This window comes from Mycolicibacterium litorale, from assembly GCF_010731695.1.
GTDB classification, from domain to species: domain Bacteria; phylum Actinomycetota; class Actinomycetes; order Mycobacteriales; family Mycobacteriaceae; genus Mycobacterium; species Mycobacterium litorale.
Genome location: NZ_AP022586.1, coordinates 5,363,702 through 5,384,408, shown reverse-complemented (window position 1 = coordinate 5,384,408; position 20,707 = coordinate 5,363,702). Strand labels below are relative to the sequence as shown.

The window sequence follows — 20,707 nt, the reverse complement described above, 5'->3', positions numbered from 1 at the left end:
CGGTCCAGCCTACCGTTCGCGCCACAACCGCCGGTTGTCGCCGAGCAACCTCCCCTGGATCCACCAGAGGGCCTCGATGCCCGCCGCGCCCACCACCCCGACACCGAGCGCCATGGCTGTGGTCCGCACATTCGTCGGGTCGAGGATGAACAGCTCCTGAGCCCACGGGATCGAGAAGATCACCACGTACGCCAACGCCGACAGCGCGACGAGCGCCACCCGCCACCACTCGTAGGGCCGGGCCACCACGGCCAGCACCCAGATCGCTGTCACCAGCAACGTGATGAGCGCCGCGGTGGAGGCCTGCGTCTGCTCGGTCTCACTGGCGGCGCGGCCCTGATAGGCCAGCAGGTACGAGGTGAACGTCGCGGCGCCCACCACCAGACCCGACGGAAGCGCCGCGCTCATCACCCGCCGTACGAACCCGGTGTGCGCCCGCTCGTTGTTGGGCGCCAGCGACAGGATGAACGCCGGGATGCCGATGGTGAACCACGCCGCGATCGTCACGTGGATCGGCTGGAACGGGAACAACAGCGGATCGGTGTCGAACACCTCGGACGCCAGACCCGCCACCCCGACGAGAACCGCCAGCAGCACCGAGTAGACGGTCTTGGTGAGGAACAGGTTCGAGACGCGTTCGATGTTGCCGATCACCCGGCGACCCTCACCGACCACGTACGGCAGGGTGGCGAACTTGTTGTCCAGCAGCACGATCTGGGCGACCGCGCGGGTGGCGGGGCTGCCCGAACCCATCGCCACGCCGATGTCGGCGTCCTTGAGCGCGAGGACGTCGTTGACCCCGTCGCCGGTCATCGCCACGGTGTGCCCGCGCGACTGCAGGGCGTGCACCATCGCCCGCTTCTGGTCCGGGCGGACGCGGCCGAAGGTGGTGTGGCTCTCGATCGTCTCGGCCAGTTCACCCGTGGACTGCGGCAGCTGCCGGGCGTCCATGCATTCGCCGCGCAGGCCCAGCGAGCCCGCGACCGCGCCGACGGACACCGCGTTGTCGCCGGAGATGACCTTGACCGAGACCTGCTGGGTGGCGAAGTAGTCGAGGGTGTCGCGGGCGTCGGGTCGCACCCGCTGTTCGAGGACGACGAGCGCGACGGGGGTCACGGTGCCCGGGGCGGCCGGATCGTCCACCGGCAGATCGGTGGACCCGACCAGCAGCACGCGCAGTCCGCGGGCGCCGATCTCTTCGGCCTGCTCGGCGACCGGCGAGCCGCGGTCGAGCAGCACGTCAGGGGCACCGATCACCCAGTTGCCGTGCTCGCCGTAGGAGACCCCGCTCCACTTGGTGGCGGACTTGAACGGCGCGATCGCGGTGGCGGTCCACCCGGGCGGGTCGGGGTACGCCTCGGCGATCGCCTGGATGCTGGCGTTCGGCCGGGTGTCGTCGGCGGCCATCGACGCCAGCACATCCTCGACGTGGTCGGCGGTGACCGCTTCCAGCCCCGACAACCGCATCCCGTTCTCGGTGAGCGTGCCCGTCTTGTCGGCGCACACCACGTCGACCCGGGCCAGGCCCTCGATGGCCGGCAGTTCGTTGACCAGGCACTGGCGCCGGCCCAGCCGGACCACGCCGACGGCGAATGCGATCGACGTCATCAGCACCAGGCCCTCGGGCACCATCGGCACGAGTGCGCCGACCATCGCCAACACCGCACGCTTCCAGCCGGTTTCGGTGGTGAACAGCTGCGTGTAGATGGTGAGCAGACCGGCCGGCACGAGCAGGTAGGTGATGAACCGGAGGATCTGGTTGATACCGCTGCGCAGTTCGGATTTCACCAGCGTGAACTTGCTCGCCTCCTCGGCGAGTTTCGCGGCATAGGCCTCTCGCCCGACCTTGGTGGCGCGGTAGGCGCCGGAGCCGGCCACCACGAAACTGCCCGACATCACCGCGTCGCCCGCGTCTTTGGCGATCGGGTCGGCTTCGCCGGTGAGCAGGGATTCGTCGACCTCCAGGTTGGTCTCCTCGACCACCACACCGTCGACGACGATCTGGTCGCCGGGTCCGAGCTCGATGATGTCGTCGAGCACGACGTCGCTGGGTGTCAGAGTCTGGGTTCCGGACCGCCTGCGCACCAACGGTTTCGCCTGTCCGACGATCGCGAGCCTGTCCAGCGTCCGCTTGGCCCGCAGTTCCTGGATGATGCCGATGCCACTGTTGGCGATGATCAGCAGGCCGAAAGCGCCATTGATGAGCGAACCGGTCGACAGCACGATGAGGAACAGCACGCCGAGGATGGCGTTGATGCGGGTGAAGACGTTGGCGCGGACGATCTCCGAGGTGGTGCGTGCCGCCCGCGTCGGGACGTCGTTGGACTTGCCCTCGGCGACGCGGTGGGCGACCTCGTCGTCGGTCAGCCCGGCGACGGTGAGAGCCGGACCCGCCGTCATCGGAGGACCCGGCTCTTCGCGCAAGCGCTCATCGCGGGACTCTCATCGCACGAAGACCCCGTTGTGCTCCTCGTCGAAGTACTCCAGCGTCAAGCGGTTTCCGTCGAAGGTGGCCTTGGACACCGAACCCGGCGGGGAATTCTCCGAGACGAAGCTGAACGTGAACACGTTGCCGTCCCAGTGCGTCAGCGGCCAGACGTCACCGCCCGGCCCGACCTGCAGCCCCAGTGAACCGCCCGCCTCGGTGACGGTGGCCGGACCCCAGAAGTCGTTGTTGTACACCCCCGCCAGGGACGCGGGCGGGGCGGACGGCGCGGGATTGGCCGGCGCCTGCTTGCCGACCAGCGATCCCAGCGGTTTCTCCATGGCGACGAACGCCGCGTTGTAGAGGCCGTACCAGTCCTCCCGGACCTCACCGAATTGCACGAGGTCGGCGAACTGGGCGGTCAGCGTCTCGGGAACACCGGCCGGGGTCGCGTTCGTCAGCGCGACGATCGCCACGTCCGCCGACGGCAGGATCAGGAAGTTCGTTCCCGCGCCGAGTTCGAACGCCCCGGAGTGGCTGAGCTCGACGCGCGCGGCCGACGAGGTGCCGACGTTGAAGCCGAACCCGTAGAAGCCGGTGCGCATCGCCGGTTCGCTGGCCGGACTCGACACGCTCTGCGGCGTCAGCGCGGGCAGCAGGGCCTCGGAGTCGACCAGCTGGTCACCGCCTGCCTTACCGTCGGCGAGCACCATGGCCAGCCACTTGGCGACGTCGTTGGCCGACGAACTCACCCCGCCGGCCGGGCCTTCCGCGTCGGCGTTGCGGATGTAGCTCGGCTCGTAGCGGCCGTCGACGTGGATGTGCCCGACTGCGCGGTCGGGCCGTTTCTCGTAGTCGGCGAAGCGGGAGCTCGTCGACGTCATGCCCAGGGGCCGGTACAGCACCTCCTCGCTGAGCGTCTCCCACGGTTTGCCCGCGGCGGTGGCGACCGCCTCCGCGGCGGCGGTGAGCCCGAAGTTCGTGTAAGCGTAGGAATCTCGGAACGGCGCCAGCGGCAGCTGACGTAACCGCTCGAGGATCGCTCGGCGGTCGTAGCCGACGTCTTCGAGGAGATCACCGGCATGGTCGGGCAGCCCCGAGCGGTGCGAGTAGAGATCGCCGACCGTGACCATCTGGGTGACCGCGGGATCCGACAGCGCGAACCACGGCAGTTTCGACACGATCGGGGTGTCCCAGCCGACCGCGCCCTGCCCGACCTGGTGGGCGACGACGGTGGCGCCCAGCGGTTTGGACAGGGAGGCGAGCTGGAACACCGTATCCGGATCCACCTTCGCCCCTGTCCTGACGTCGGTGACACCGAAACCCTTGGCGTACACGGTTTTTCCACCATGGACGACGGCGACGGCCATGCCGGGGATACCGGTCTTGTCCAGCAGATCCTGAACCATGCCGTCGAGTTTCGCGACGGCGTTGTCCACGGCTCCGTCGGGCAGCGCCATCGCGGGCACCAGCGGCGGCGGGACGTCGGACTGCGGTTTCGCCGAGGTGGACTGCGGCGCCTCGGTCGGCGCGGAGTCACACCCTGCGACCAGGGTGAGTGCCGCGGCGAGGGCGACGAACGGCAGGAGTCGGCGAGTCACAGCCGTCACGCTATCCGCTCAGAGCTGCCACCATGGCTCTATCGGCGGTGACGCGCCACGCTCCACACGCTGTCCGGGTTTGGGCACCACCACGCGCACGCCGGCCGGGCCGGCCGCCGACAGCAGCCGCTCCACCGGTTCGGCCCAGGCGTGCGGCGCCAACCGGAAGGTGCCCCAGTGGATCGGCAGCAGCACGCCCGCGTCCACATCGGTCATGTCCCGGTGGGCGCGGACGGCCTCCTCGGGGTTCATGTGGATGTCCGGCCACGCCGGGTGATACGCGCCCACCGGCATCAGCGTCAGATCGAACGGCCCGAATTCCGAACCGATCTCGGCGAAGCTGGCGGTGTAGCCGGTGTCCCCGCCGAAGAACACGCGGTGCTGCGGTCCGGTGATCACCCACGACGACCACAGCGTGGTGTTGCGGGTGAACAGCCGCCCGGAGAAGTGCCGGGCGGGGGTGCACACGAGCGTGAGTTCGCCGATCCGGTGGCTTTCGTTCCAGTCGAGTTCGACGATGCGCGCCTCGGAGATACCCCACTTGCGCAGGTGAGCGCCGACGCCGACGGGGACGCAGAACGGTGCGCGCTGCGTGCGCGCGAGGCCGAGGATCGTGTCGATGTCGAGGTGGTCGTAGTGGTCGTGGCTGATCAGCACCGCGTCCACCGCGGGCAGTTGTTCCAGCGGCACCGGGGGTTCGTGCATGCGTTGCGGGCCGACCGTACGCGACGGCGAGCAGCGGTCGCTCCAGATCGGATCGGTGAGCACGCGGTAGCCGTCGACCTCGATCAACGCGGTCGAGTGCCCGTGCCAGTAGGCCGCCAGCCCCGCCGCATCCCCGTCGGAGGAGGTGGGTGTGACGATGGGGATCGGCGCGCCCGGTTTTCCGCTGTCGCGTCCGGTGACCAGTTCGCGCACCAGCATCCGGCCCTGTTCGGCGTCCAGGCTCATCGCCGCGGCCGGTTCCAGGTTCACGAACGCGCCGTCGCGGTAGTTCGGGCTACGCCTGGCGACGGGGTGGATCTCGGCGGGGGTGGCGCCCAGCGAGGCCGGCGTGCCCTGCAGCGCCCGCAGTACCCAGCCGCCGGCCAGCACCGAGGCCGTACCGAATCCGAACCGCAGCGCTGACCCCATCACCTCAGGCCCCCTTGAACCTCGGCGGCCGCTTCTCGATGCGGGCCACCTGCGCCTCGATGATGTCCTGGCTGGCCCAGGCCCTGTCGAACAGTTCCTGGTGCGCCGGCCACGGATCCTCGTAGGCGCCGTCGTCGTTGAGCACCCGCTTGGCGTGCTGCAGGGCCAGCGGCGCGAAGCCCGCGATCTCCTGCGCCCACGCCTGGGCGTCGTCGAGCGTGCCGATGCGGTTCGCCATCCCGGTCTGCAGCGCGACCTCGGAGGTGAGCCGCTCGGCGGCCAGCAGCATGCCGCGCGCCCGGCCGGCCCCGACCAGCGACGTCAGCCGGCGGATGCTCCAGTTGTCCAGTGCGATCCCGTATTTCGCGACCGGGAACTGGAAGTACGCCTCGGGCGCGACGACGCGCAGGTCGCAGATCATCGACAGGATGACGCCGGCGCCGATCGCGGGGCCGTTGACCGCGGCTATCACCGGGACCGGCGCCCGGTCGATCGCGAAGTTCAGCGCCCTGGCCTTGTCGGGCAGTTCGTCGGCGACGCCCTGGCCGCCGGACAGGTCGGCCCCCGAGCTGAACACGTGGCCCTGACCGGTCAGGACGATCGCGCGGACGTCCTCGGTGGCGGCCTTCTCGATCGCCTCGCGCAGCCCGTCGACGAGTTCGCCGTTGAGCGCGTTGCGGCGCTCGGCCCGCTGCATCTCCAGGGTGAGCACATGGCCGTCGCGTGTGACACCAATCATGCGGCCACTGTATAGAGGCCACGTCATGCCCCGGTCGTGACCACCTGCCACCCATCGTCCAGCCCGTCGACCTTGACCACCTCCCCTTCGGCGCGCACATGGACCGTGACGTCACCGAGCCGCAGATCTGTCAGCGTGACGTGGCCCCAGTCCCGCGGCAGCCGCGGGCACACCGTCAGCCGACGCTGTGGCACGTGCGGCTGAAGCCCGAGGAAGGACCGCACCAGCAACAATGGCGCGGCACTGGCCCAGGCCTGCGGTGAGCACGATGTCGGATACGGCACCGGCGAGCCGAACTGCGCACGCGGGAAACCGCAGTACAGCTCCGGCAGCCGGCCGCCGAACGCACCGGCCGCTTCGAGCAACCCGGCGGCGAGCCGCTCCGCCAGTTCCACGGCGCCGTTGATGTGTGCGTAGCGCAGCAGGCCGGCGATCACGATCGCGGTGTCATGGGGCCAGACGGAGCCGTTGTGGTAGCTCATCGGGTTGTAGGCGCCCATGGTGGTGGCCAGCGTCCGCAGGCCGAACCCGGAATCCATGTCCTCGTCCGCCAGGCGTTCGACGATGCGCTGGGCATGCTCGTCGGTGGCGATGCCGGTCCACAGGCAGTGGCCGACGTTGCTGGTGAGTGCGTCCACGGGCTGCTTGCGACCGTCGAGCGCCACCGCGTACCAGCCTCGGTCGGGCAGCCAGAAGGCGTCGATGAACCGTTTCCGCAGCGACTCGGCGCGGCTGCGGAGCCGTGCCGCGAGCGCGGCCTCGTCGAACGCTTCTGCGAGTTCGGCCCGGCCCAGCAGCGCCGCGTAGTGATAGCCCTGCACCTCGCAGAGCGCGATCGGCGCGGTGGCGACACGGCCGGTCGCGTCGTTGATGCCGTCGAAACTGTCCTTCCAGCCCTGATTGATCAATCCGCGGTCGGTGGCGCGCCGGTACTCGACGAACCCGTCGCCGTCACCGTCGCCGTAGTGCTCGGCCCACTCCAGCGCGGCGTCGGCCGCCGGCAGGAGGGCCCGCACGGCCGCCTCGTCGGCGCCCCAGCGCCACGCCTCGGCCAGCAGCATCACGAACAGCAGCGTCGCATCGACCGATCCGTAGTAGACGTTCCCTCCGAGGGCGTCGGCACTGGCGGGGCCCCGCCGGATCTCGTGCATGATCCTGCCGGGCTGCTCCTCGGTGACCGGGTCCTCCCGCCGGCCCTGCGTCTCGGCCAGCTGCTGCAGCGTTCCCACCGACAGCCCGACGTCAATCGGCAGCGCCATCCACGCCGTCAGCAGGCTGTCGCGGCCGAACAGTGTCATGTACCAGGGCGCGCCCGCGGCCACGAACGGCCTGCCGGCCGCGTCGTCGTCGATCAGCAACGCACCGAGATCGCTCTCGGTGCGGGTGAGCACCTGCATCAGCGCCGGATGGTCGGTCTCCACGGTCGTGGTGGTGTCGCGCCAGGCGGCGATCTTGCGGGCGGGGGCGCTGGCCTGCAGCTCCTCCCCGTGCCGGAACCGGCTCTTCACGCTCTGGTTCGCCCACGTCGGCTGCACGGTGAGCTCCAACCGCCGGCACTGTCGGGGCGCCACCACCACCCGCCAGGTCAGCGCGCCCGGCGACACCGCCGGCCCGCCGGAGGCGGTGACCCGCACGCCGCGCACGAGGTCGGTGCGGTCGTGCAGCACCAACTCGTCGTCGACGACCGCCGTCTCCGCGCCGCCCGAGGCGGCTCGACCTTCCTTGACCGAGAACAGGTCGGCGAAGTCGGCGTCGGCGAGCAGTTCGATGGTCACCACGGTGGCTTCGTCGTCGAGGTTGTGCAGTGAGATCGTCTCGCGCATCCCGTCGGCGACAAGCCGTTCGCGGACCAGCAACAGCGTGCTGTCCGCCAGTCCGGGTCGCGGCGCGCGGCGCATGACGAACTGCGCGGCGAAGGCTTCCGGTGTCTGCACCGCGAGCGGCTCGGGCGCCCGGCCGTCCACCCGCAACTCCCAGCGCGACAACACCCGCGCGTCGCGGAAGAACAGGCCGTGCGACCCTCCCTCGCGGACGTCACCGCGCCGGTCGGACAGGCAGAACGTCCCGCCTTCGACCAGTGTGACGGTGTCACCGCCAGATCCGAGGCTCGCGGACTCTCCGGTGTTCAGCGCGGTGGTCATGCGCTCGTCCGCTCCTCCGGCCGGTACGGGTCGGCGAGGATGCGGCGCAGCGTGACACCGCTTCTCGGGGTCTTCTCCCCTGCGACGACATGTCGATAGATCCGCTCGTAACCCGAACCGAACTGACTCACACTGAAATTCGCCGCCACATGGCGCCGGCACGCGGCCGGGTCCAGTGAATCGGCCGCCTCGATGGCGGCCGGCAGCTGTGCGGGGTCCTCGCAGATGACGCCGGTCACCCCGTCGACCACCACCTCGGGCACGGCCCCGCCGCGCAGCGCCACCACCGGTGTGCCGCAGGCCATCGCCTCGATCATCACCATGCCGAACGGCTCCTCCCACTGCACCGGGAACAGCAGGCAGCGCGCTCCGGCCAGCAGTTTGCGCTTGGCGGTCGCATCGGCGGGTCCGAACACGTGATCACGGTCGGTCAACAACGGCCGCACACATTCGTCGAAGTACCGCTTCTCACTGGGTTCGTCGCATTTGCCGGCCAGAACCAGCGGTATCCCGGCGCGATGGGCGGCCTCGAGCGCCAGATGCGCCCCCTTGTACGGCGCGTAGCGGCCGAGGAACAGCGCATAGTCACCCTTGTCCGCGGCGAACGGCCAATCCTCCACACGCAGCGCATTGTGTACGCGGCCAACCCAATTGAGGTCTGGGGCGAGCTCACGTTGCCGGTCACTGATCGCGATGAGCCCGACGTCCCGGCCCAGTTCACGGTAGTACGGCCCGAGATCGTCGTCGATCGGTCCGTGCACGGTGACGACGGTCGGCAGCCCCATCGCACGGTAGGCCTGCGCGTTGAGTGGTCCGGCGAAGGTGTGGTCATGGATGATGTCGGCGCCCACGTCGCCGGCAATACGGGCGATGGCCCGTCGTACCCGCAGCGTGTGCATCACCTCGGGATAGGGCTCACCGAGACGGTCGGAAAGCGTTGCGTCCCAAAGCGGTATGAATTCGGCCGCGGTACCGGGGGTACCCGCGCCGAGGAGGGTGACGCGATGCCCGCGGGCGACCAGGGCGTCGGCGAGGTCGGCAACCACGGCCTCGGTGCCGCCGTAGCCCTTGGGCGGGACGTCGAAGTACGGCGGTGCGACGAGAACGACGCGCAGCGGGCGCGAGACGTCGTCGGCGCCAGAGTCGTGGGGATCGGAGAGAAAAGCGCTGCCGCTCACGGTTTTCCTTTCTGTCGACAATCGGCACGAACTAGCACTCGTATCCGGCGAGTGCTAATTATGGCGACGCGCGCGACGCTTCGCCACCGGCGCAGCGTGCGGGGACCGCTAGCCTGGCCCGGTGAGCCGGATCGGTGCCCTCGAGCTGCGTGACGCCGTGCTGGACGAAGGATCGTTCCGCAGCTGGGACAGCCCTCCCCTGGAGGTGGCCACGACCGATTCCTACCGCGCCGACCTGGCGGCCGCCGCGGAGGCGACCGGCCTCGACGAAGCGGTGCTGACCGGTGAGGGCACGGTGTTCGGGCGTCGCGTCGCGGTGGTGGCGTGCGAGTTCGACTTCCTGGCCGGCTCGATCGGGGTGGCCGCCGCCGAACGCATCACCGCCGCGGTACGGCGCGCCACCGCCGAGCGGCTGCCGCTGGTGGCGTCACCGTCCTCGGGCGGCACCCGCATGCAAGAGGGCACCGTCGCCTTCCTGCAGATGGTCAAGATCACCGCCGCGGTGGAACTGCACAAGCAGGCGCATCTGCCCTACCTGGTCTACCTGCGCCACCCGACGACCGGCGGGGTGTTCGCCTCGTGGGGGTCGCTCGGGCACGTCACCGCCGCCGAACCCGGTGCGCTGGTGGGGTTCCTCGGGCCCCGCGTCTACGAGCACCTGTACGGCGAACCGTTCCCGTCGGGCATCCAGACCGCGGAGAACCTGCACCGGCACGGCGTCATCGACGGGGTGGTGCCGCTGGCCATGCTGCGCGCGACGCTGAACCGGGCGCTCACCGTCGTCTCGGACGCGGCGGACCCGCCGCCCGACGCACCGCCGGTGGAGCCGCTGCCCGACGTCCCGGCGTGGACGTCGGTGGAGGCGTCACGGCGCCCGGACCGGCCGGGGGTGGGTTACCTGCTGCGGCACGGCACCACTGACCGCGTGCTGCTCTCGGGCACGGGCCGCGGCGAGGCGGCGACCACGCTGCTCGCCCTGGCTCGCTTCGGGGGGCAGCCCGCCGTCGTCCTCGGCCAGCAGCGGGTGGTCGGCGGCATGGTCGGACCGGCGGCGCTGCGCGAGGCGCGCCGCGGGATGGCGCTGGCGGCCGGGCTGCAACTGCCGCTGGTCCTCGTCATCGACACCGCCGGGCCGGCGCTGACGGTCGAGGCGGAACAGGGCGGGCTCGCCGGGGAGATCGCTCGCTGCCTGGCCGATCTCGTCACGCTGGACACGCCGACGGTGTCGGTGTTGATGGGGCAGGGCTCGGGGGGACCCGCGCTGGCGATGGTGCCCGCCGACCGGGTGCTGGCCGCACTGCACGGCTGGCTCGCGCCACTGCCGCCCGAGGGTGCCAGTGCGATCGTCTACCGCGACCTCGACCACGCCGCGGAACTGGCCGCAGCCCAGGGGGTGCGGTCGGCGGATCTGTTGCGCAACGGCATCGTCGACGCGATCGTCGGCGAACATCCCGACGCCGCCGACGAACCGCTCGAATTCACCCACCGGTTGTCCGACACCATCGCCGCGGAACTGCACGCGCTGCGCGGCGTGCCTGCCGAGACACGGCTGCAGCGGCGACTGGACCGCTACCGGCGCATCGGACTGCCCTGACTCAGCCGCCCAGTTCGTCGACGGCGCTGTTGAGGGTGGCCGCCTGCTCCTCGAGTTCGCGGTCGCTCAGATCCGCCCCGCCCGTGCGTTTGAGCAGCTCATCGCGGCTGATGATTTCCAGAGCGCCCAGGTACCGGTCCGAACCCAACTGTCCGGCCGTCACCACTTCGGCGCGGCCCTCGATGAGCACCAGCACGGCCTCCCCCTCGGCACCGAGCAACTGGCGTACGTCGTCTGCGCTGATGGTCATCACTGCCCCCGTCCAGTCTGCTGCTGTAGTCGATCGATCATCTCCGATGCCTGGGCCTTCGTGAGGTTCTCGGGGATCTCCTCCCCCGCCTCCTGCGCCAGCGTGTTCAGATAGCTTCGCTGCGGACCGGTCATCGGCTCGTCACCGGTGACCCACTCCGACTGGTCTTTCTGCGGGTTCTCCTGTGGCGCGGTGCCTGGGTCTTCACTCATGACGGTTCTATGCCCGCTCGCGCCCCCGACTATGCGCGTCATCCGAACATCAGTGCGATCAGTGGCGGCGATCATCGTCCAGCGCGGCGCCGAGACGGCGGGTGCGGACATACAGCACCGCGGCGGCCGCGCAGACCTCGACCAACGCCAACAGCGTCGCCAGGCTCATCGCGAGCGAGGCGTCGGTCGCCGCCGAGCCACCGTGGTGATGGGTGGGCGCGGGCAGGTGCAGCGCGATCATCGCGATGTTCATCAGCGCGACGACCAACCACGCCCGCAGCGAGCCCACCACCCACAGCTCCCTGGTGCAGAAGACGCAGCCGGCGACCATCATCGCGAGCAGCACGCCTGACACCGAGACGGTGGCATGGCCGAGCGACGTCAGATGCAGACCGGCGGACCCGAGGGCGACCAGCGCGCAGCCGCGCCGTGCGATGACGGCCGACCGGTGCGCGGCGGACATCGCCCCATCCTCGCAGTACCGGCCGACGTCGGCAGCTCAATCGGCGCTGTGCAGGCCGAGCAGTCGCACACTCTCGGCCCGCATGTCCACCTTGCGCACCTTCCCGGTGACGGTCATCGGGAACTCGTCGACGACATGGACGTAGCGCGGGATCTTGTAGTGCGCGAGCTTGCCGCTGGCGAAGTCACGCACCGCGTCGGCGGTCAGCGGCGGGCGGCCGCGCTTCATGCGGATCCACGCGCAGACCTCCTCGCCGTACTTCTCGTCGGGTACGCCGATCACCTGCGCATCCTCGATGTCGGGATGGGTGTAGAGGAACTCCTCGATCTCCCGCGGATAGACGTTCTCCCCGCCGCGGATCACCATGTCCTTGAGCCGGCCGACGACGTTGCAGTAGCCGTCCTCCCGCATGACCGCCAGGTCGCCGGTGTGCATCCAACCCTCGGCGTCGATGGCCTCGGCGGTCTTGGCCGGGTCGTTCCAGTAGCCGAGCATCACCGAGTAACCGCGGGTGCAGAACTCGCCCGGCTCACCGCGTTCGACGGTCTGGCCGGTGGCCGGATCGACGATCTTGACCTCGACGTGCGGATGGGCCCGGCCGATCGTTGCGGTGCGTCGTTCGAGGTCGTCGTCGATCAGCGTCTGACAGGACACCGGTGAGGTCTCCGTCATGCCGTAGGCGATCGCGACCTCGGTCATGTGCATCTCGTCGACGCAGCGTTTCATCACCTCGACCGGACACACCGAACCGGCCATGATGCCGGTTCGCAGCGACGACAGCTCGGTGCGGCCGAAGTCCGGGTGGGCGAGCATCGCGATGAACATCGTCGGCACTCCGTAAACGGCTGTGCACCTTTCCTGTTCGATCGCCGCCAAGGTGAGGCCGGCATCGAAACCCGGCGCCGGGATCACCATGGTGGCGCCGTGGGTGGTGCAGCCGAGGTTGCCCATCACCATGCCGAAGCAGTGGTAGAACGGCACCGGGATGCACAGCCGGTCGGTCGGGCCGAAATTGATGGACTCGGTGACGAAGAAGCCGTTGTTGAGGATGTTGCGGTGCGACAGCGTCGCGCCCTTCGGGAAACCCGTTGTGCCCGAAGTGTACTGGATGTTGACCGCGTCGCCGGCGGCCAATTCGGCCATACAGTTCGTCAGCTGCCTGGTCGTCACGGTGTCGGCTTGCCGCTGCAGGGCCCCCCAGTCGTCGGTGCCGAGGTAGATCACCTCACGCAGACCGGTGCAGCGGGCACGCACCTCGTCGACCATCGCGACGTAGTCGGAGCCCTTGAACGACGTGGCCGCGATCAGCGTTCGCACGCCGGACTGCTCCAGCGCGTAGGCCAGTTCGTGGGTGCGGTAGGCCGGGTTGATGTTGACCAGGATCGCGCCGATCTTCGCCGCCGCGTACTGCACCACCGTCCACTCCGCGCAGTTGGGCGCCCAGATCCCCACCCGCTCACCGCGCTGCACCCCGAGCGCTATCAAACCCCGTGCGGTGAGGTCGATTTCGGCATTCAGCTCGGCGTAGGTCCAGCGTCGGCCGGTGAACACCTCGACCAGCGCCTCGGTGTCCGGATACCGCGCGACGATGCGTTCGAAGTGCGCCCCGATGGTCTGCTCGATGATGGGGGTGTCGGTCGGTCCGGCATCGTAGGCTTTCATCCACTCACCAGGTCCTCGTAGCGGTACTCGGTTGCGATCGCCCGCCCCGCGCTGTCTTCTTCGCGACGGCGCAGCTCGACCCTGCGGATCTTGCCGGAGATCGTCTTGGGCAGTTCGTAGAACTCGACGCGGCGGACCTTGAGGTAGGGCGCGAGGTGGTCGCGGGCGTACTCCATGATCGCTTTCGCGGTGTCGGCGTTGGCTTCCCAGCCAGCGGCCAGCGCGACGTAGGCCTTGGGCACCGACAGCCGGGTGTCGTCGGGCTGCGGCACCACGGCGGCCTCGACCACCGCGGGGTGCTCGATCAGCACGCTCTCCAACTCGAACGGCGACACCTTGTAATCGGAGGATTTGAAGACGTCGTCGGTGCGGCCGATGTAGGTGATGTAGCCGTCCGCATCGCGCCGGGCGACGTCACCGGTGTGGTAGTACCCACCCTCGGTGACCGAGGCGTTGCGGGCAGGGTCGTCGAGGTATCCGGTCATCAGGTTGACCGGGCGCCGCCGCAGGTCCAGGCAGATCTCGCCCTCGTCGGCGGGCCGGCCGGTCAGCGGGTCGACCAGCACGACCGGCACCCCGGGCATGGGCCGCCCCATCGAGCCCGGCCGGACGGGCTGGCCGGGGGTGTTGCCGATCTGCAGCGTCGTCTCGGTCTGGCCGAAGCCGTCGCGGATCGTCAGGCCCCACGCCTTCTCCACCTGCGCGATGACGTCCGGGTTCAGCGGTTCGCCGGCGCCGAGGATCTCGCGCAGCCCGGCAGGCTTCGCGCCGAGGTCGGACTGGATGAGCATGCGCCACACCGTGGGCGGGGCGCAGAAGGTGTTGACCTGCGCCCGGTTCAACTGGTGCAGCAGCGCCGCGGCGTCGAACCGGCCGTAGTTGTAGACGAAGATCGTCGCCTCGGCGATCCACGGGGCGAAGAAGCAGCTCCACGCGTGTTTGGCCCAGCCCGGGGAGCTGATCGCCAGGTGCACGTCGCCGGGCCGCACCCCGATCCACGCCATGGTCGACAGGTGCCCGACCGGGTAACTGACCTGCGAGTGTTCGACGAGTTTCGGCTTGCTGGTGGTGCCGGAGGTGAAGTAGATCAGCATCGTGTCGTCGACGGTGGTGCGCGCGGCGAACGGTCCGGCCGAGACGACGTCGTAGGCGTCGGCGTAGCGATCCCAGCCGGCCGGCGTTGTGAGGGCGGCACCGACCGCGATGCGACTGTAGTCGCCGGGCACGTCGGCGAACTTCCCGGCGTCCGCGGCGTTGGCGATCACGGCCGTCGCGCCGCCTCGGCTGATGCGGTCGGCGAGGTCGGCCGGGCCCAACGCACCCGTGGTCGGCATGGTGACCGCGCCCAGCTTGGCGACGGCCAGCATGGCCTCCCACAGCTCCACCTGATTGCCCAGCATCAGGATGACCCGGTCTCCCTTGCCGATACCGCGCCGCTCGAGCCAGGTCGCCACCCGGTCCGACCGGTCCGCCATCTGCGCGAAGGTGATCTGCGCTTCACGGCCGTCCTCCTCGACGATCCACAACGCCAGCCGATCGCCGGTGACCGGATCGCGGGCGATGACGTCGAACCAGTCGGTGGCCCAGTTGAAGGCGCCCTCGAGCCGCGGCCACTCGAACGTCTGCAGCGCCTTGTCGTAGTCGCCGATGACTGCGACCAGCTGGTCACGCGCGCTGCGGTACAGATCGGTGTTGGTGCTCATGCCCGATATGCTCTACGTCACACACATGTACTCGCTACCCCCGAAAGAGGGTGTTATTCGTGCGCCCGCCGGTTTCGCCGATGCTGCGTCCCCGCGACGCCGACGCGCTGCGCGCCGAACTGCGCCGCATCGCCACGGTGACCGGCCTGCCGGTGGCGTTCGGCGGTGAGGTGTTCGACCGGACACTGGTGCTCACGGAGTTCGTCGGCGCGCGAACCAGCGGTTTGCACGGGCTCGCGGTGCGCCCCAACTCCGGACTCGGCGGAGCCACCGTGGTGGCGGCGCGGCCCATGTCGGTGTCGGACTACCGCCGCGACGTCACCATCACCCACGACTACGACGGGCCCGTTCTCGGCGAGGGCATCCTGTCGGTGCTGGCGGTCCCGGTGGTCGTCGACGGCGACACCCGCGCGGTGCTCTACGGGGCGCAACGGTCGCCCTCGCCGATCGCCGACCAGACCGCGGACTTCCTGGTGAACTCGGCGCGCCGCCTGAGCACCGAACTGCGGATCCGCGACGAGGTCGACCGGCGGCTGCGCCTGCGGGAAGCCGCCGTGGCCAACGCGACCAGCGGCGTCGCCGGTGTCGAGCAGGTCCGCGAGGTGCACGCCGAGCTGCGCCGGCTGGCCGCGGACTCCGCCGACGGCGCACGGCTGCGTGAACTGGCCGACCGGTTGGCGCAGGCGCTGGCCACCGACGGACCCGCCGCCGACGCCTCGCTGAGCGCCCGCGAGCTCGACGTGCTGACACAGGTCGCGATGGGTTGTACGAATGCCGAGGCGGCGCAACGTCTTTCGCTGAAGACCGAGACGGTGAAGAGTTACCTGCGCAGCGCGGCCACCAAACTCGGCACCCGCAACCGGCACGAATCGGTGTCACGGGCGCGGCTGCTGCGCCTCATCCCCTGACGTCCCGTCGCCGAGAGCCGACGTCCGGTCGTGCGAGGATCGCAGCTGTGTCCGCTGTCACACCCTTCACCATCGCGATCCCCGACACCGTCCTGACCGACCTGGCGTCCCGGCTGCACAACACCCGGTGGCCGGAGGCCGAGTGCGTCGACGACTGGAGCCAGGGCATTCCGCTGGCCTACACCCGCGAGCTGGCCGACTACTGGGCCGACGAGTACGACTGGCGGGCCCGCGAGGCCGCGCTCAACCGGTTCGACCAGTTCACCACCCAGATCGACGGCCTCGAGATCCACGCCATCCACCAGCGCTCGTCGCGTCCCGACGCGTTCCCGCTGCTGCTCACCCACGGCTGGCCCGGCTCCGTCGTCGAGTTCCAGAAGGTGATCGAACCGCTGAACGAGGCCGGATACCACGTCGTGTGTCCCTCGCTGCCCGGATACGGCTTCTCCGGCAAGCCGGCCGCGACCGGCTGGGGCATCGAGCGCATCGCGGTGGCGTGGGACGAGCTCATGTTGCATCTGGGCTACGACCGCTACGGCGCGCAGGGCGGCGACTGGGGTGCGGTGATCACCACACAGTTGGGCCGCAACGAGCGCGGATGCGTCGCGATCCACGTCAACATGCCGATCGGGCGGCCGCCGAAAGACCTCGAGAACCCCGATGACGAGGAGCAGGACGCACTGGCGGCGATGGCCGAACGGCAGAAGTGGGGCACCGGGTACTTCAAGCAGCAGGCCACCCGTCCGCAGACGCTGGGCTACGGGCTGGTCGATTCCCCCGTCGGGCAACTGGCCTGGATCGTCGAGAAGTTCCGCGAGTGGAGCGACTGCGACGGCCACCCGGAGAACGTGTTCACCAAAGACGAGCTGCTCGACAACGTGATGCTGTACTGGGCGACCGCCGCCGGGGCCTCGTCGGCGCGACTGTACTGGGAGAGCGCCACCGGCGGACGGGGCGCAGGACCGGTCCGGGTGCCGACCGGGGTGGCGTCCTTCCCGAGGGAGATCATCCGGATGCCGCGGCACTGGTGTGAGGACAGCTACCACATCACCCACTGGACGAACATGCCGCGCGGCGGTCACTTCGCCGCCTTCGAACAGCCCGAGCTGTTCGCCGGTGACGTCGCGGCGTTCTTCGACACGGTCCGATAGTGCAGACCCTCGAGGCGGACTACCTCGTCGTCGGTGCGGGTGCGATGGGCATGGCGTTCGTCGACACCCTGATCGCCGAATCCGATGCGACGGTGGTGATCGTCGACCGCAACCACGCGCCCGGCGGGCACTGGACGACCGCGTATCCGTACGTGCGGCTGCACCAACCGTCGGCGTACTACGGCGTCAACTCCCGCGATCTGGGCAGCGGTGCGATCGACCAGAGCGGACCCAACGCCGGGTTCTACGAACTGGCCGGCGGCGCGGAGGTGTGCGCGTACTACGAGACGGTGATGCGCCAGCAGCTGCTGCCGTCCGGACGGGTGACCTACCTGCCGATGAGCGAACACCTCGGCGGCGGCCGGATCCGCACGCTCGGCGGCGAGGATCTCGAGGTGGCGGCGCGGCGCACGGTGGTCAGCCACCTCGATGTCGTGGTGCCGTCGATGCGGCCACCGGCCTACGCCGTCGCCGACAAGGTCGAGTGTGTGCCGCCGAACGCGTTGCCGCGCAGCGCTCCCCATGACCGTTACGTCATCGTCGGTGCGGGCAAGACCGCGATGGACGCCTGCGTGTTCCTTCTGCGCCACGGGGTGGCGCCGCAGCGATTGACGTGGATCAAGCCCCGCGAGGCGTGGCTGATGGACCGCGCGACCGTGCAGCCGGGTGCGAAGTTCGCCAAGCGGGTGCTGACCGATTTCACCGCACAGCTCACGGCGGTCCGGGATGCGTCGTCGTTCCACGACCTCTTCGGCCGGTTGGAGGCGAAAGGATGCCTGCTGCGGGTCGACGAGTCGGTCGAGCCGACGATGTACCGCTGCGCGATCGTGTCGCAGGGGGAACTGGAGCTCCTGCGGAGCATCGACGACGTGGTGCGGCTGGGTCAGGTGACCGCGATCGAGCCCGGACGCGTCACGCTCACCGGTGGGAGCCTGGACGTGGACGCGTCGGCGCTGTTCGTGGACTGCACGGCCGACGGACTCGGCGACAAGGCGCCTGCGCCGGTCTTCGACGGCGACCGGATCACGTTGCAGACGGTGCGCACCTGCCAGCCCGCGTTCTCGGCGTCGGTGATCGGCCACGTCGAGGCCGCCTACGGCGACGACGACACCCGAAACGCGTTCTGCGGGCCGGTGCCCTACCCGCACGTGCCCGCGGACTGGCTTCGAATGATGTTGGCGTTCAACCGCAATCAGCTACAGTGGTTCACCGACCCGGAGATGATGGCCTGGCTCGACGGCGCCCGGCTCAACATCCTGCACCACGTCACCGCGGGAGTGAGCGAGCGGGCGCGCGAGAAGATCGTCAGCATGCTCGGCTCACAGTTGCACGACATCAACGACAAGCTGGAGGCACTTCTCGCGGAAGTGTGAGCGGCACCACGCCACGATGTACCCTGAGGAAGTTTGCTGGGGCGATGAGGCAGGGACGGCTGCGATCCGGGGGCGGCGAAGGTGGCAGCGACGGTGGCGAGGAAGCGCTGGTTGCAGGGCAACCACTACGAATGGATGAGCGATTATCTGGCCGCCCGCCAGATGACCGGGGCGGTCCGAATCATGATGGCGCTCATCGCCGCGTCGCTCGCGGTGTGCCTGCTGATCCTGCTGCGGTTCGACGGACCCCAAGGCACCCTGCCGGTCGCGATGACGTGGACCGCGGTCGCGTTCGGTGCCGCGGGCGTGGCGCTCTGGGCGTGGCGCTGGCCGACCCACTCCCAGTCCGTGGCCTTCGCGGTCGTGTCCAACGCCGCAATCGCGTTGTCCTGTCTGGCCTACCCGGATCCGCAGGGGGCCCTCACCGGGTGCATCTCGTTCGCGACCATCGCCGCCTACATCGCGTTCTTCCACTCGCCGGCGCTCGTGCTCTACAACTTCCTGGTGACGGCCGCGGTCTGCGTCACCGCCGCGGTGCGCATCGCGATGGCCGGATACCCGGCAATGGCTGTGGTGGACCTGTTCATCGTCGTGCAGATCAACATCGCCATGCCCGTCGCGATACACGTCCTCGTGCGGGCGCTCGGCGTCGACCTGGCCCGCGCCGACCGCGATCCGCTCACCGGGCTACTAAACCGGCGGGCCTTCTACGCCCACACCGCCAAGTTGCTCGCCGGCGGGACGGTACACCCCGGCTGCCACCTGATCATGGTGCTCGTCGACCTCGACGACTTCAAACGGATCAACGACACCTATGGACATCAGGCCGGTGACGAGACCCTGACGGAGGTGGCGCGTGCGCTGCCGCGCGCGGTCGTCGGCGCGCCCGCGGTGATCGGGCGGATCGGCGGCGAGGAATTCGTCGTCGCCGCCGTGTGGGACACGCACGATCCGGCCCCACTGGCGCAGCGGATCTGCGAGGAGATCGCGGCGCTGCCGGAGCCGGTGACGGCCAGCGTCGGCACCGCGTGCACGCCGGTCGGCGCGGCACGGGGCAGCGACGAGTCGGCGCTCGAGCGCCTCGTGCGGGCCGCGGATGCCGCGATGTACGAAGCGAAGCGGGCAGGCGGCAACATGTGTCACCACCTGTGCGAGCCACGCTGGTGATGGGTTGCGGTCGCGGGTGCGTCGTGGGTCGCGACGCTCGCGAGACTGAAGCTACGCAGCGAAAGTGCGGGAGACCCCCTGCGTGAGTTCAGTGTGGCGGAGCTTCCTGGCGCGGTCGACGCGCGCGAGGACGTCGGCAACGTCGTCCTCGGCGATGACTCGAATGACGATCCAGCCCAACGCTTCGAGGCGGCGTAGCTTTCGCTGGTCCATCACATAGCGCCTGCGGTCGGTGCGGTGGTAGTCCCCGTCGTACTCGACGGCGATCTTCAGTTCGGGCCAGCCCATGTCGGCGACGCCGATCAACCCGTGCCGGTCGAAGATCGGGATCTGCGTGATGAGGTTGTCGTAGCCGTTGTCGGTGAGGAGCAGGCGAAGCCAGGTCTCCCTCGGTGAAGCGGCACCGCCGTCGACGAGCGGCATCGCCATACGCAGGGCTTTCAATCCGCGCGCCCGCGGATACCGGGCGGCCAGCGCGTGGACGTCGCCGACCGCGAAGCGACGGGCCCACATGAGGGCGTCGAGGCGGGCGACGGCCGCGTCGCGTTGCAGCCGCCGACCGAGGTCGAAGGCCGTCCGAGCGCACGTGGTGACCGGCAGGCGACCGAAGCGCTCGACCTCGTCCGCGGCCAGCGTGTCGTTGCGGACGACCAGGCCCTCGGGTGCATGGGAGTTGTTCCAGATCAACTCGATCGGGATGTCGTCGTCGATCCACGGCGCCCCCTGCATCGCCGCGGCGGACAGACCGGCGACCACCGCGCGTCGCCCCGACCACAGCCAAGCGCCGTAGATGCGGTCTTTGAGCGACAGTTCGGTTCGCTTCGCGCAGTACACGTCTGGATAGATGCGTCGGTGCCAGCGCGCCAACTCGTGTCGTGTGACGGCGCCGCTGGCCAGCGCCTCGGTGCCGATGAACATCCTCCCCATGAGGGGATGCTGGCAGCGGGTACCGACAAGCCGTCCGTGAAACGGAAACCACGCAGCGAAAGTGCGAGAGCGCCGCTGC

General features: G+C 69.6%; 17 protein-coding genes. 5 read left to right on the top strand and 12 right to left on the bottom strand.

Annotated elements, in window-relative coordinates:
* Positions 1-9: 9 nt before the first annotated feature.
* The 6 genes from G6N30_RS25925 to G6N30_RS25900 are packed head-to-tail and all read right to left on the bottom strand — an operon-like array spanning position 10 to position 9,218.
* Complete coding sequence (locus G6N30_RS25925) at positions 10-2,400, bottom strand: cation-translocating P-type ATPase (RefSeq protein ID WP_134056127.1); 2,391 nt, start codon at positions 2,398-2,400, stop codon at positions 10-12.
* A 42-nt stretch (positions 2,401-2,442) separates the two neighbouring features.
* Positions 2,443-4,035, bottom strand: coding sequence for a serine hydrolase (locus tag G6N30_RS25920; protein ID WP_134056130.1), 1,593 nt, complete (start codon positions 4,033-4,035; stop codon positions 2,443-2,445).
* A 9-nt stretch (positions 4,036-4,044) separates the two neighbouring features.
* A complete protein-coding gene (locus G6N30_RS25915) occupies positions 4,045-5,163 on the bottom strand; it encodes an MBL fold metallo-hydrolase (RefSeq protein WP_134056133.1) in 1,119 nt (372 codons plus the stop codon).
* 1 nt (position 5,164) lies between these two features.
* On the bottom strand, positions 5,165-5,899 hold the full coding sequence (locus tag G6N30_RS25910; protein WP_134056136.1) for an enoyl-CoA hydratase: 735 nt from the start codon (positions 5,897-5,899) through the stop codon (positions 5,165-5,167).
* A 23-nt stretch (positions 5,900-5,922) separates the two neighbouring features.
* On the bottom strand, positions 5,923-8,040 hold the full coding sequence (locus G6N30_RS25905; protein WP_134056139.1) for an amylo-alpha-1,6-glucosidase: 2,118 nt from the start codon (positions 8,038-8,040) through the stop codon (positions 5,923-5,925).
* Positions 8,037-9,218 carry a glycosyltransferase family 4 protein gene (locus G6N30_RS25900; protein WP_134056142.1) on the bottom strand — a complete coding sequence of 394 codons (1,182 nt, stop codon included), beginning with the start codon at positions 9,216-9,218 and terminating at the stop codon, positions 8,037-8,039. Before G6N30_RS25900 ends, G6N30_RS25905 begins: the two co-directional genes overlap by 4 nt.
* A gap of 121 nt (positions 9,219-9,339) precedes the next feature.
* On the opposite strand from G6N30_RS25900, the gene G6N30_RS25895 reads away from it, so the two are divergent.
* Complete coding sequence (locus G6N30_RS25895) at positions 9,340-10,812, top strand: acetyl-coenzyme A carboxylase carboxyl transferase subunits beta/alpha (RefSeq protein ID WP_134056144.1); 1,473 nt, start codon at positions 9,340-9,342, stop codon at positions 10,810-10,812.
* Position 10,813: 1 nt separating this feature from the next.
* Here G6N30_RS25895 and G6N30_RS25890 read toward each other — a convergent pair whose 3' ends face one another.
* Genes G6N30_RS25890 through G6N30_RS25870 form a run of 5 tightly spaced genes read right to left on the bottom strand, consistent with a single transcriptional unit; the run spans position 10,814 to position 15,102 of the window.
* Positions 10,814-11,062 (bottom strand): hypothetical protein, encoded by a 249-nt coding sequence (locus G6N30_RS25890; protein WP_134056146.1) that lies wholly within the window; start codon positions 11,060-11,062, stop codon positions 10,814-10,816.
* On the bottom strand, positions 11,062-11,274 hold the full coding sequence (locus G6N30_RS25885) for a DUF3072 domain-containing protein (protein ID WP_134056148.1): 213 nt from the start codon (positions 11,272-11,274) through the stop codon (positions 11,062-11,064). Before G6N30_RS25885 ends, G6N30_RS25890 begins: the two co-directional genes overlap by 1 nt.
* A gap of 58 nt (positions 11,275-11,332) precedes the next feature.
* A complete protein-coding gene (locus tag G6N30_RS25880; RefSeq protein WP_134056149.1) occupies positions 11,333-11,737 on the bottom strand; it encodes a hypothetical protein in 405 nt (134 codons plus the stop codon).
* A gap of 36 nt (positions 11,738-11,773) precedes the next feature.
* Positions 11,774-13,399 (bottom strand): AMP-binding protein, encoded by a 1,626-nt coding sequence (locus tag G6N30_RS25875; protein ID WP_134056151.1) that lies wholly within the window; start codon positions 13,397-13,399, stop codon positions 11,774-11,776.
* Positions 13,396-15,102, bottom strand: coding sequence for an AMP-binding protein (locus tag G6N30_RS25870; RefSeq protein ID WP_134056153.1), 1,707 nt, complete (start codon positions 15,100-15,102; stop codon positions 13,396-13,398). Before G6N30_RS25870 ends, G6N30_RS25875 begins: the two co-directional genes overlap by 4 nt.
* Positions 15,103-15,152: 50 nt before the next feature.
* Between G6N30_RS25870 and G6N30_RS25865 the strand changes: the two genes are divergently transcribed.
* The 4 genes from G6N30_RS25865 (at position 15,153) to G6N30_RS25850 (ending at position 19,701) form a co-directional block, all read left to right on the top strand.
* On the top strand, positions 15,153-16,010 hold the full coding sequence (locus G6N30_RS25865) for a helix-turn-helix domain-containing protein (protein WP_134056155.1): 858 nt from the start codon (positions 15,153-15,155) through the stop codon (positions 16,008-16,010).
* 47 nt (positions 16,011-16,057) lie between these two features.
* Positions 16,058-17,161, top strand: a complete 1,104-nt coding sequence (locus tag G6N30_RS25860) for an epoxide hydrolase family protein (protein ID WP_134056157.1) — start codon at positions 16,058-16,060, stop codon at positions 17,159-17,161.
* Positions 17,161-18,534: an NAD(P)-binding protein gene (locus tag G6N30_RS25855; RefSeq protein ID WP_134056158.1), complete on the top strand. Its 1,374-nt coding sequence runs from the start codon at positions 17,161-17,163 to the stop codon at positions 18,532-18,534. Before G6N30_RS25860 ends, G6N30_RS25855 begins: the two co-directional genes overlap by 1 nt.
* Before the next feature lie 93 nt (positions 18,535-18,627).
* Positions 18,628-19,701 (top strand): GGDEF domain-containing protein, encoded by a 1,074-nt coding sequence (locus G6N30_RS25850; protein WP_308205144.1) that lies wholly within the window; start codon positions 18,628-18,630, stop codon positions 19,699-19,701.
* Positions 19,702-19,752: 51 nt separating this feature from the next.
* Here the strand turns inward: G6N30_RS25850 and G6N30_RS25845 are convergent, their stop codons facing one another.
* Complete coding sequence (locus G6N30_RS25845; protein WP_134056162.1) at positions 19,753-20,628, bottom strand: putative endonuclease domain-containing protein; 876 nt, start codon at positions 20,626-20,628, stop codon at positions 19,753-19,755.
* Positions 20,629-20,707: the final 79 nt, after the last annotated feature.